This is a genomic window from Microvirga sp. BSC39 (assembly GCF_000739015.1).
GTDB lineage: Bacteria > Pseudomonadota > Alphaproteobacteria > Rhizobiales > Beijerinckiaceae > Microvirga.
Map to the genome: position 1 here is coordinate 13,608 of NZ_JPUG01000040.1, position 12,410 is coordinate 26,017.

The 12,410-nt window shown below is 56.5% G+C and carries 7 protein-coding genes and 1 pseudogene; 3 read left to right on the top strand and 5 right to left on the bottom strand.

Features of this window, described 5'->3' with window-relative positions; all coding sequences use genetic code 11:
* Window positions 1–314 precede the first annotated feature (314 nt).
* Window positions 315–2,471 carry a glycosyltransferase gene (locus MA07_RS27545; RefSeq protein ID WP_052002849.1) on the top strand — a complete coding sequence of 719 codons (2,157 nt, stop codon included), beginning with the start codon at window positions 315–317 and terminating at the stop codon, window positions 2,469–2,471.
* 587 nt (window positions 2,472–3,058) lie between these two features.
* Here the strand turns inward: MA07_RS27545 and MA07_RS04895 are convergent.
* Entirely contained in the window at window positions 3,059–4,129 is a 1,071-nt protein-coding gene (locus tag MA07_RS04895) for a phosphotransferase (RefSeq protein ID WP_036347690.1), read from the bottom strand.
* Window positions 4,130–4,305: 176 nt separating this feature from the next.
* A pseudogene (locus tag MA07_RS28635) lies at window positions 4,306–5,426 on the bottom strand (IS3 family transposase); the annotation flags it as partial.
* 485 nt (window positions 5,427–5,911) lie between these two features.
* On the opposite strand from MA07_RS28635, the gene MA07_RS28640 reads away from it, so the two are divergent.
* Window positions 5,912–6,694: a response regulator transcription factor gene (locus MA07_RS28640; protein ID WP_081928783.1), complete on the top strand. Its 783-nt coding sequence runs from the start codon at window positions 5,912–5,914 to the stop codon at window positions 6,692–6,694.
* Window positions 6,695–7,337: 643 nt separating this feature from the next.
* A complete protein-coding gene (locus MA07_RS27550; protein WP_052002850.1) occupies window positions 7,338–9,065 on the top strand; it encodes a CAP domain-containing protein in 1,728 nt (575 codons plus the stop codon).
* Between the two features lie 304 nt (window positions 9,066–9,369).
* On the opposite strand, the gene MA07_RS04915 is transcribed toward MA07_RS27550, so the two are convergent.
* The 3 genes from MA07_RS04915 to MA07_RS04925 form a co-directional block, all read right to left on the bottom strand.
* Window positions 9,370–10,848, bottom strand: coding sequence for an IS66 family transposase (locus tag MA07_RS04915; RefSeq protein WP_052002857.1), 1,479 nt, complete (start codon window positions 10,846–10,848; stop codon window positions 9,370–9,372).
* 117 nt (window positions 10,849–10,965) lie between these two features.
* Complete coding sequence (tnpB, locus tag MA07_RS04920; protein ID WP_036347695.1) at window positions 10,966–11,322, bottom strand: IS66 family insertion sequence element accessory protein TnpB; 357 nt, start codon at window positions 11,320–11,322, stop codon at window positions 10,966–10,968.
* Complete coding sequence (locus tag MA07_RS04925) at window positions 11,319–11,708, bottom strand: transposase (RefSeq protein WP_036347697.1); 390 nt, start codon at window positions 11,706–11,708, stop codon at window positions 11,319–11,321. The genes tnpB and MA07_RS04925 overlap by 4 nt, the downstream gene beginning before the upstream one ends.
* Window positions 11,709–12,410 lie beyond the last annotated feature (702 nt).

The following is a 12,410-nucleotide window of genomic DNA, read 5'->3' on the forward strand; positions in this document are numbered from 1 at the left end:
GCATGGTCGTTGGATGAGATTCATCACCAGAGCCTCTGGATTTGCTTCTTTCCCCATACCTAATAGCAACTGCCTGTTGCCAATGTGTAGTGATGGTTCTGCTCTCTTGTTTCATGCTCCAACTGAAGTTCAAGAAGCGACCGCGAAGAGAAGTCATTATGCTTAAGGATTATACGTAGCTGTTTAACTTGTTAATGCACGTGTATTAAGATATTTTGCCTACATAGACGCACTTCCTCCTCGGCTCAGACTTTGGGCGTGTCTATCCAGTGGAGAGCGTCTACCCAATTAGATGGTATCAGACGAGCGTTGCTATGTTTGTGAGTTCAATCGGCGGCGTTCATATAGAGAGTATCCAACTCGAACAGTTGGATAGCTATCATCTAAATCCCAAGACGCTCTACATCATCTGGACCAATGACACGCCGATAGGCCAGATCCTTTCGGGAAGTAATCATGACTCTGCGATCACTAAGGCTGCTGCCCGGGAGGCCACGCGCGCGTATCAGGCGATCCTTTCATATCCACCCCCCACCTGCGCCCTGCCTGTTAACGCGACGATTATTGTTGATCACGCGAATGGGCAATTATCGGATCTCGAGCGCTGCTTGCTTTCACTGTCCGAACAGAGGCACCAAGCGGTTCAGATTGTTGTTCTTGATCGCAGCCTAAACGGTGCCGACGTAGAGGCGGTTGCAGCCAGTGCGGGGGCTGAGTATTTGTCTGCAACCTTGATGGGGCCATGCGCTGCAAAGAACGTAAGCCTCGGACGTGCGCGAGGAGAGGTGATTGTCTTCATCGATGATCGTCTAGTTTGCCACCAGAACTGGCTGCAGAATCTGCTCGCCGCTTTCGACTCCACTGAGATCATGGCCGTTGCCGGACTAGAACTCCCGCTGGCCTTCGGAGCTGAGCCGCACGGTATAGCAGGGGTGTCATCGCAAGCCAGCCGGAGTTTCCGGCGAAGAGACTTTTCTCCGGAAATCATTACGAGCATCAAAGAGAGTGGCGTTCCAATTTGGGAGATAGGCGCAAGTTCGCATATTGCTTTCCGAGCAGGTATCTTTCAGCGGACCAAGTTTGACGAGGCACTCGATCAACAGGCTTCCGAGTTTGCCGGCGCGTGCGATCTTTGGCTTCGAGTTGCGTTGGCAGGGGGTACATGTAGAGTTGAGCCGACTGCAGCAGCGATGAAGGGTATGGAGTGCCTGAGGCGGCGAGTTCAGTCTCAGGTCAGTGGCTACATTGTCGCTCTTCGAGCCAACTTCCAAGACTCGGCCAAACTGAGGTTGAAACGACAACTGCATCGCGGCTTGGTCAGCATGTATGTGCGAAAGCTTCGCTCGCGCCTAAGAGGCGTGACACTCAGCAACGTCACCGCTTGGGACGAGGTGATCGGCTATGTCAAAGGCATGCTAGCGCAGGTGCGCCCAAATTCTTTATCAAGAACTGAACTGCCCAAGCTTGCTTCAGCGGGGAAGCACCTCGCTCCTGTTGATGAACCACTAGTTAGTGTCGTGATTCCTGCCTACAACGCGGCTGCTACGATAGAGGCCACTCTGACCAGTGTGCGCTGCCAGACATACCGACAACTCGAAATCCTAGTTGTCGATGATGGATCGACGGATCAAACTTCCGAGCTCGTGGAGCGACACGCACGAGACGATCCTCGCATACGTTTGATCTATCAGGAGAACCAGGGGCTCGCTGCGGCTCGCAACCGTGCTATCTCTTTGGCGCGAGGGGAACTGATTGCCCCAGTGGATGCTGACGATCTATGCCACCCCAAAAAGTTCGAACGTCAAGTTGCCGCGTTCCGAAAATCGGGCTCGGTGTGTGGGTTGGTTTACGGTTGGTCAGTTTCTATTGACGAATTTGATAATATCGAGAGTGGCGCTTGGCCGTATTTCTTTGAAGGTTACGTCCTGAAACAACTCCTCGCACACAACTTTGTTGGGAACGGCAGTTCCCCACTCATGACGCGGGCTGCTGTTGATCGTTGTGGTGGGTACGACACAAATATGAAGGAAGTAGGAGCACACCGCTGCGAGGATTTAAAATTATACTTGTCCATTGCAGAGCATTTTGATTTCGCAGTCGTGCCGGCTCCGCTAACGGGGTATCGGGTGACAGAAGGGAACCTGTCGTCTGATATTGACGAGATGATACGCTCACATCAAATCGTCGTTAGTGAGTACGCTCGGCGGTACCCGGAGTACAAAGCCGATGTGCAAACAGGCCATATCACGCTTGCCGCCCATTTCATTGTGCGCGCGTTCCATGACAGGCGGTTCCGCCGAGGCTTTACGGCGCTCTTGGGGGTCGTTCGCTATGCACCGGTTTCGGCGGCCTGGGTTCTGTCGGCATTCCTCATAAGTCATCTGCGTCGATCTGTTGTTCCGAGATTTAGAAGGCCCTCAGTGCACGAGGAAAGTGGAAACAAGTTTCCGAATAGTGTTCATCTGAGATGATGGACTTGCATTAACGCGCAACAATAATAGAAGCGAAAAATTACGTGTCGGTCGAGGTAAGTTAATTAGCCGCAATAAGATCAGGTGCGCCCTCCTAACACTCACCATATGCGCCTAGGTGGCCGGACCGAAATGAACGCCCCTGACGCAGTATGCTGCAAGCCGCGTGTTCTCACTGACGCCTTCACTCCAGCCCGATGTCTCAGATCAAATAGGACGTCCAACATAGATCCTAACATGGTCGTTTTGATGCCAGTGATCATCTGTTGTAAAACTATGAAGCTCGGGGTCTCCTTTCTTAGCCGAGTCTTGTTTGCATGGGCAGGATCCGTCCTGCGCTAACGAGTGATGAGCCTGCGAACTGACTTCTCAGCAGATGAGGTTCAGCAACTTGCCGTCCTCCCCTGCGGCGCCCGTCAAAACCGTCGCCTACTGATCCAAACCGCGGCGCAGCATGGGATGAGCGGTGCCGAGACAGCACGGATTGATCAAACGAGATAGAGCCGAAGGGGCACCTAATTCATGAAGGTTCGGTTAATGCTAGAAACACGGCATCCTTTTGCTCTGATCGCCGCCCCGGGATGCTGTCAGATTGAAACCGCTTCATCTTCAAGCCAGCGCGAAAGTTTCTCAGCCCTGACGATCCAGTGAAGAAACCTTACCATTCGTCCAGCTAGTTCGACGCGAGTAACGTCAACGGGCGACTCTCGCTGAATGTCGCTGATAATGTGAAGCATACGATCAATCATGACGCTCTGTATAAAAAGCGTCTCCCGAGCTTCAAACGGGCAACTTAATTTGTATTGTCGTAGAAATGCGGCTACAAGCTCCCTACTTGGCTCTTTCTTCGAGATGAGAATGTAGCTCAGAGCATTTTGGACGTCCACAACTCGTGGCGCCTCAACAATGCTATCAAAATCGATGATTCCACAGATCCCTTGGCGATTCTGAAGCATGTTCCATCCATGCCAATCATTATAGATAGTTTGCTTCGGTAATTGCATAACAGCGGATATTTCTGCATGAGGCAATTGAATATAGCGATTGACTACTACCTCAAGCATCTTGCGGTGCATTCGAGACATTTTTGATCCGCAGGTGTTCGGCAGTGGGTCCGTCAGTGCTTGAACGACTTGCGACGTTTGAAACATCGGGAGGACAAAGTTGCCTTCCTCGTCCCCGAGTGAGAACTCTGTCATTGTCGAATGAAACTTGGCGACAAGGGCGCCAACTTCTTCCGCGCGGGAGATCTCAAACAGATCAGTGACTGGGTGTCCTGGTATAAATCCGTACACGATCCAGAAGCCACCTCGGTCAGACAGGTACTCTGATCCGTCTGATAGATAGCGTATTCGGGGTACATCGTATGGGAAGTTGTACTCCGCTAGGTGCCGAACAACCTTTAGTTGATACAGTAGGTATGTGAGCGGACCTTCGTAATACCTGAGGATGTAGTCTCTCTCTAAGGAATGGAAGGCGTAGTTGGAAGAGGCTCGTCCACCGAGGTTCGTCAACGAGGTAACCTGGGAGAAGCCCCAATATTCTAGTGTTCTTCGAATTTCCGCGGCTTGTGCTGGAGAGAATCCGGCAGGTTCCATACGACGCAGTGGCTTCAGGAATTTGGCACCTGCGGACCTCAAGATAACAAGCAAGTTCATTCCATACCTCACCTCGTTGGGGCCCGGGCTGGGGTTTTGGATTGGAGGTACTCTTCGCGCCGCGGCAACATCTCCATAATGTAATGCAGCTGATCCTAGTCGGTAGGAGCTACCTGAGTTGAAAGGTGTTGCGCGCTAGAGCCGATAAGCCGTGCCACACAAAGTGCGTGGGCGCGTTGGGAGGGAAGGGCAGAGGCATCTGGGACCGAACTGGCGCCGACGTAATCGCGCTTGATCGGTCGCACGAAGGCTTCGGCCATGCCATTGCTCTGCGGGCTCTGCACCGGCGTGGTTCTTTGCTCCAGCCCCATGTCCCGTGCCAGGCTCCTGGTGTCATGGGCGATGTAGCCTGAGCCGTTGTCGGAGAGCCATTCAATCGTCTGTGGCAGACGGTTCACCGGCCCGAAGCGGTACTCGACTGCGGTGATCATCAGGTCCTGCACATCCGCGCCCTTGATCCCCTCGGTCGTGGCCACATGGCCCAGCACCTCCCGGTCACAGCAGTCGAGGGCAAAGGCCACCCGCACTGTCTCGCCATTGTCACAGCCGATCTCGAACCCATCCGAGCACCAGCGCAGATTGGAGCGCTCCACGGCCACGCGCCCATCGTGCCGGCGCGCCTCAGCCCCGCCGACATGGCGCTGCAGCAACAGGCCATGAGCCTTCATGACCTGATAGACGCGCTTGTGGTTGGGAGGAGCTCGACCCTGCTCACGGGCCTGGCGGACCAGAAGGGCGTGAACCCGCCGATAGCCATAGGTCGGCAGGCTACCGATGATGGCCTTGATCGCCTCCACCAGGCCCTCGTCCGGCAGAGGAGGACGGCCCCGCCGCCTTGTCGGCCGGCCAGCAACCTGCGCGGCAATGTTGGAGCGGGCGATCTGGAGCGTGGAGCAGACCATGCTCATGGCAAACCGCCCTTGGGCCACGACAGCGAGCGCAACAGCTGCTTTTTTGGCCCGGTGGCGACCTCCAGCGCCTCCTTGAGGATCTCGGCTTCCAAGGTCTTCTTGCCCAGAAGCCGCTGCAGCTCGCGGACCTGGTTCTGCAGAGCCCGATACTCGGAGGCGGCCACCACCTCCTCCTGGGCACTGGTGGCGGTCAATGCGCCTTGCGCGGCGAGCTTGCGCCAGCGGAAGAGCTGGTTGGGCGCCACTCCATGCCGGCGGGCCACCAGGCTGACCGTAGCGTCGGGTTCGTAGGTCTCCTGGACGATGGCCAGCTTCTCGGCGGCCGTCCAGCGGCGGCGACGTTGCGGTCCGTCGAGGACCTCTATCTTCGGCGAAGAACCGGTCATAGCGCCAACACTACTCCTATCTCTTAGCGAGGTGGGAGATCGCGTCCGGTCTATTCGGGGGCTACTTCAGCATTGTTTGGGAGGCCGCGCCTTTGAGTGCATCCAAGCATGCTGCAGAGGAACCCGACTGGGGGAAGCGTCGGATCCACATGAGCAGATGTGGAAGAGGTAACATCGCGAGGGTGGGGGGCTGCTCTCTACCGTCTCATTCTGACTGGCGCGGGTGGAGGCCTCTGACATTTGAGCAGGAAAGGGCCTTGTGACTGTAGGGCACCATCCAGTGCCCAGTCTTACAACGTCACAATATCTATGTTTTTAAGAGGTCAAGCATTTTCGGCGGAAGCTCATTGGATGCTCAACAGCTTTTCCCTGGGGGTATCGATCCCTAAAAGAGGTAGACCGAACGGTCTAGACCTTGATTGATCCGGCGGCCTCTTTTAATCGATTTTTAAGAAAGCTTTGCTGTTAGCAACTAGGAGTTGGCAATGAAATCGGCGGCGGCAGCCCCTACTCAGAAAAATGAGTTCGAGCATAATCAGGGACTGAGCGCTCCCAGACCATGCGTGGCCACCATTCTCGTGTCGGAAAATGTACTAATGCTAGCTGGGCTGCGTCAGCTGCTTGAGGGAACATGTTTCGCAATGAAAGCTATGACAGGGGGGCTTCCCTCAAACGATCAGTCTCATGAGCTTTCAAATCCCATTCTTTTCATCATCGATGCTAACAACTCCACACAGCAAGCAGCAGAGACCATCAGCTATTTGAGGGCCGTACATCCAACTGCACGCATGGTTGTCATACGAGATAGCTTCGAGCCCAGCTTTCTCATAAAGATTGGCAAATTAGTTGACGGCTTTTGTCAAACCCGATCCAACAGAGACGCCTTGATTAAGTCTTTAGAGTTAGTAATGCTCGGGGAGCCTGTTCTTCCGTCCGGGTTAATTAATGCTCTGCTCACGCACACTGCGAATGGCTCAACGTTGCTTACTGCAGACGGCTGGATGAATGGGACATCTGAACTGCATACAGGTAATGTCTCTGAGCCACATCTGCCGAAGCTGTCATCAAGAGAAGTTGAAATTCTTCGGTATTTGACGCACGGTGCAAGCAACAAACTCATCGCCCGCAAATTAGATGTCGGTGAGACAACTATAAAAGTTCATCTTAGAACAATCCTTCGGAAAATCGGCGCTTCCAATCGTACTCAGGCCGCAATGTGGGCTGCTCAGAGGCTGCCACCAACTGCCGGCCATATAGAGTGCACATGACGAAGAGCTTTGTGAGTTCAACAGAAGGATTTGTGCTCCTTAGCTTCTCCTTGGATTTAAGTGTGCGGGTTCGGGCGGAGGCGAGACGAGCTATTGCCGTAAGGCGGCTACCAGCCAGTTTGGGGTAACTGACAATGACGTCTTCAAACTCATGAAGTGTCTGGATGTGAGACCTCCTTGGCGTGAGCGACGACCTGGAGGGCTGGCGGCAAAGCGTCTGAATCGGGTGGCTTGTAGCGCCGGTTGGCAAGCTTCGGCTCGGCGTCGCAGGCCGTCGAAGCGCCAAGCGTACTCCTCAATCGCGCAACGCACCTGATCCCAACAACGTTCCGCTATCAAACAGCTAGTATCACTGAGCACATAGTTGATGCGTGGCCTATCTTGGCTTACAAGATCACCCCACTACTGGATTTTAGCCAAGTAGCGACTCTTCGAAAATCGAAGCATAAAAATATTTACCCAAGATTATATGGGGGCAGAAACATGATAGAATCGATATTCTATATATATTATATGTAGATCTAGGTTTTTTCTCAGATAAATTTGAATTTTGTACAGCAGCTATACTGGCTGAAGCCTCTGCGCTGCGCGGTAGGAACTATGCCGCCGACGCTTCTGGCTTTGAATCCTCCAGGATAATATTATGGTAATCACGCAAACCAGTCTTGAAAATCTCTTCCTGCAGCTTGTGAATGAGGCGCGGGCGATGGCCGGTGCCAATGCACTCACGGCCGATGGCGAACTCCTTACAGCAGCGCGCAACCACGCGACTTGGGTGGATATTAAGGACACGCTCAGCCATACCGGCGCCAACAACTCGAGCCCTGGCGACCGCATGGCTGCAGCAGGCTATGGTGCGCAAGGTTGGGGTGAGAACATTGCATATGTGAGTGGTGAATTGAACGAAGCGACTGTTCGCCAGCTACATAGCAATCTGATGAGTTCACCCACTCACTATGCGAACATCATCAATCGATCCTTTGAGGAGGTCGGGATCGGCCTAGTACAGGGTCAGATCAACGGTCAACTCGCTGTTTTCGTGACGCAGGCATTTGGAACCCCCAATGCCCAAGAGCGGGCTGAGCCAATCGATGTGGGCATCGCTCCGACAGCGACTGTCTCACTAGCGACTCCGAAAGGAGACTTTGACGCGTTCTTGAAAACTATGCGCACTCAAGAGTCTGGCGACAATTACACGTTCATGAGCTCTCTTGGCTATCTTGGGGCCTACCAGTTTGCCGAAGGCACCGTTAGGGATATGGGCTACTACTCGGGCGACAGCACGGGTCGTCAGGATTGGATTGGCAGCTTCACAGGCAAGAACGGTGTTAACAGCAAAGCCGAGTTGCTGAGCACGCCAGCCCTCCAGGATATGGTCTTCAAGGAAATGCTCCAGCTTTACTGGAATTATGCCAAGTCGCCCTATTACGATATGGCCAAGTACGTAGGAAAAACAATCGACGGGGTATTCATTACGCCGTCTGCGATCATCGCGGGCTCACACTTGGTCGGTGCCCCCGAGATGAAGAAGTATCTGGATTCAAATGGGTCAATTGTGAGTGCAGATGGTTACGGTACACAGGTCTCTAAATACGTGAGGCTCTTTGCAGGTTTCGCAACGCCGTTTGATATAGAGGCCTCAACCGCCAGCCCGCCAGCCACACCGAATCCAGTATTGGGCAGCACCATTAACGCTACTAAGGCCAACGATACCCTTGTGGGCACATCCGGCAATGACACCCTGCAAGGCAGCTACGGCCACGATACTCTGGATGGCAGGACTGGCGCTGACATTATGACAGGCGGGACTGGAAACGACATCTATTACGTGGAGAACGCCGGCGACAAAGTCGTCGAGGCGATCTACGCGGGTGAAGATACCGTGCACAGCTGGATTAGCTTGACTCTCGCAAGCCACGTTGAAAACGTACAACTGAGAGGTGCCGCTAGCATCAGCGCAACTGGTAATGCGCTGGCCAATAAACTGCATGGGAACTCAGGTGACAACGTCCTGAGCGGCGGAGCAGGTAACGATACGCTCCGAGGCGATGCCGGAAAGGATGCATTTCTGTTCAATGCGACGCTGAATGGCTCCAACAATGTCGACATCATTACGGATTTCTCTGTGCTCGATGACACGATCCGGCTCGCAAGTACAGTGTTCACCCAGTTGGGTGCGATGGGGGGCCTGAGTTCGACTGCGTTCTACAAGGGCGCAGCGGCTCATATCGCGAGCGACCGCATCATCTATGACAGCGCCACGGGCGCTCTGTTCTACGATTCAGACGGCACTGGATCCGCTGTTGCGATCAAATTTGCCCAGCTTGGCACTGGGTTGGCGATCAGCAACGCCGACTTCGTGGTTATCTGAATGCAGTGCTTGGTGAAGCTCTCCTCCTGGAGGGCTTCATCTCACCAACGTAAAGTGTGCTGCGGTTCTATGGAATCAGGATAGCTGAGCCCTTAGAGTTGGTTGTGGTCGGCTGGGAGACGTCCCATGCCAGATCCTCTGTCCCGAGACTTGCGTGAGGAGATCGTGCGTGCAGAGGGCCGACCCTCCATTCGGCAGGCGGCTTGGCATTTTAACCTAAGCGCGTACGCGGTTGTGAAGCTGATGCTGCGCTTCCGTCAGAGCAGCAACTCAGCTCCAGCACGCTTAACTGTAAGCGGTGTTCTCAGGCCACAGCCTTGAGGTTTGGCGTGGTGGCATAGGCCCACGGCAGCAGATCATCGAGGCGGGTGTTGAGATGGCCGGTAACGATGCGGCTCAGCACGTCGGTAAGATAAGCCTGCGGATCCACCCCGCACAGTTTGCAGGTTTCGACCAGCGAGGCGATGATCGCCCAGTGCTCGCCCCCGCGATCCGAGCCGGCAAACAGCGCATTCTTGCGCGTCAAAGCCAAGGGCCGGATCGCCCGCTCGACCACGTTGGAGTCGATCTCGATCCGCCCGTCGTCCACAAAGCGGGTCAGCCCGTCCCAGCGCGAGAGCGCATAGCGGATCGCCTCAGCCAGCTTGCTCTTCTGGCTGATCAGACCGAGCTTGCCTCGCAGCCAGGGCTCCAGAGCGTCCAGCACCGGACGGCTCTTCTGTTGGCGAATCCGGCATCTCTCCACAGCATTCATGCCGCGGATCTCGCTCTCAATGCGGTAGAGTTCCGCAATGCGCGTGAGGGCTTCGCTGGCAATCGGCGCTGACCCGGCCGCGGCCAGCTCGTAAAAGCGCCGCCGCACATGCGCCCAGCAGAACGCGAGGGTCACCTGGTTGCCGCCCGTCAGAGCCTGATAGCCGCTATAGCCATCCACCTGCAGCACGCCGGCAAAACCGGACAGATGCGCAATCGGCCGCGCCGCCTTGCGATCCGGCGCATAGACGTAGGCCACCCCGGGCGGATCCGTGCCGCCCCACGGCCGGTCGTCCCGGGCGTAGGCAAACAACTGACCCGTCTTGGTCTGGCCGCGGCCAGGATCGAGCACCGGTGCCGTGGTCTCATCGGCAAACAGGCGGGGTGAGGTCTTCAGCTGCGCCAGCAGGCGCTCATGCACCGGCCGCAGATGCCAGGCGGCTCGCCCGACCCAATCGGCCAGGGTCGAGCGATCCAGGCTGATGCCCTGCCGGGCATAGATCTGTGCCTGCCGGTAGAGCGGCAGATGATCGGCATACTTGGATACGAGCACTTGGGCGATGAGCGCATCGGTGGGCAGTCCGCCTTCGATCACACGGGCCGGAGCCGGTGCTTGCACCACCGCCTCACAGGCGCGGCAGGCGTATTTGGGCCGGCGGACCACCAGCACGCGCAGCTGCGCCGGCACGATGTCGAGGCGCTCGGAGACATCCTCGCCGATGCGGTGCAAGAGGTTGCGGCAGCACGGGCAGGTCGTATCCTCAACGTCGATGATCGTCTCGATCCGCGGCAGATGGGCCGGTAACGCTCCCCGGTTCCGGCGTCGCTGAGCCGCGCGGCTACTACGCTCGGCCGGATCGGCTTGCTCGTGTTGGGCGTCCTCGGCAGCCTCACTCTGTTCGGCCTCTTCCAAGCCCAGCAGCAGCTGATCCTCGGGCAGGCTCTCGGCGCGGCGCCCGAAGCGGTGACGCTGCATCGCCTTGATGATCTGCTCCAGGCGTTCAGCGCGGGCCCGCTCGGCCAGGAGCATGGCCTTGAGCAGATCGGGATCATCGGGGAGGGTTTGCGTCGCGCTGGTCACAAGACGAAGTGAATCATGCCTCAGCGATGCCGACGATGGCTCTTATGGATGGGGCTGACGGCGCAATCAACTCGCCGCCGACGGCGCTATGGTTTGGCGCGCCTCATGCACCCGCCGCCAATCCAAACCTTCGAGCAGAGCGGAGAGCTCGGTGGCTGACAGGTGGATGACTCCGTCCTGCACCTTGGGCCAGCGGAACTCGCCATCCTCCAATCGTTTGGCGACCAGCACGACACCAGTGCCATCCCAGAACACCAGCTTGATGCGATCCGTGCGTTTGGCGCGGAACACGTAAACAGCCCCGGAGAACGGATCGGCTCCCATGGTGTCGCGCACCAGGGCGGCTAGGCCATCGGCACCTTTACGAAAGTCGATGGGCTTGGTTGCCACCATCACGCGCACGCTGCCGCTCCGCCCGATCATTGCAGGCTCTTGAGCGCGTGCAGCACGAGGGCCAATGTCGCGCCATCGACCCCTGGCGGCACACGAATGATGGCGCCTTCCACGGCGATCTCGATCACCGCCTTAGGACAGGCTGCAGGCTGCGGCGGGTCAGGGGCGACAACAACAGGAGTAAAGGCCAGCGGAGGATCAGCCGCTTCTCGCCTCGCCTGACGGCGCCAGGTGAACAGGTGCTGGGGCGACATGCCGTGGCGGCGGGCCACCTCGGACACCACCGCGCCCGGCGCCATCGCCTCCTCCAGGATCCGCACCTTCTCATCCGTCGGCCAGCGCCGCCGCCCGCTGGCTCCTGTGATCACTTCCAGGCGCCGCACGGGTCGGGGCGGCTCAAGCATATGGTCAACCATCGACACAAAACGATCTCCAAACAGAGATCGTCAGTCTCGCCCCTCAGACATGCGAACGTAAGGTGGGTTCAGAACACCGCTTACGCTTAACTGGCCACCACTGACCAGTCATCGAATCACACGAGGCGCTTGTGCGGGCTCTCCTGGCTATCAAGGCCGACATCTCGCCAGGGAAAGTCGGGGTCGAATTGCGTTAGCACTGCATCGTGATGTACTCGGCCTTCACCATCAGTCACTGGTTTAGCCCAGCTAGCCTGACGCACGACAAAGAGCCCGAGAGCCGCCGAGCAGGGTAGAACCGCCCGGACGTAGTCCGAGCGCGGTCACACCGGCAGAACAATATGGATCCTGCCCATTTTGTGTCCCTAGGTGAGACCAGTACGTCAACCAACATGGTGCGCTGCTATCGGCGCTGCTCCAGAGGTAAGCGTCTGGTGGATGCTCACCCTTCGGCCACTGGAAGGCGACCACGTTCGTGGCCGCGCCTGCGCGCCAGTGGCTGCATCGCTTCGCCGATGCTGGACGGGCCCATGTGTATCAGGTGTGGTGCCACAACCCCAGCCCGGCGATGCAGTAAGGGCTTAGAGAAAGCTTCCCAGACAGATAATAAACCGAAATGTGAAACGATCAGCCAAACCTAGTCATGGAATACCAGACGAATATTGGCTCTGCGTCGGGGTACTATAAAGGTCATAGGCCACA

What these genes read in the sequence shown, in the direction of transcription:
- MA07_RS27545 (WP_052002849.1), top strand. Translation starts at nt 315, where the DNA reads ATGTTTGTGAGTTCAATCGGCGGCGTTCATATAGAGAGTATCCAACTC.
- MA07_RS04895 (WP_036347690.1), bottom strand. Translation starts at nt 4,129, where the DNA reads ATGAACTTGCTTGTTATCTTGAGGTCCGCAGGTGCCAAATTCCTGAAG.
- MA07_RS28640 (WP_081928783.1), top strand. Translation starts at nt 5,912, where the DNA reads ATGAAATCGGCGGCGGCAGCCCCTACTCAGAAAAATGAGTTCGAGCAT.
- MA07_RS27550 (WP_052002850.1), top strand. Translation starts at nt 7,338, where the DNA reads ATGGTAATCACGCAAACCAGTCTTGAAAATCTCTTCCTGCAGCTTGTG.
- MA07_RS04915 (WP_052002857.1), bottom strand. Translation starts at nt 10,848, where the DNA reads ATGCTCCTGGCCGAGCGGGCCCGCGCTGAACGCCTGGAGCAGATCATC.
- tnpB (WP_036347695.1), bottom strand. Translation starts at nt 11,322, where the DNA reads ATGATCGGGCGGAGCGGCAGCGTGCGCGTGATGGTGGCAACCAAGCCC.
- MA07_RS04925 (WP_036347697.1), bottom strand. Translation starts at nt 11,708, where the DNA reads ATGGTTGACCATATGCTTGAGCCGCCCCGACCCGTGCGGCGCCTGGAA.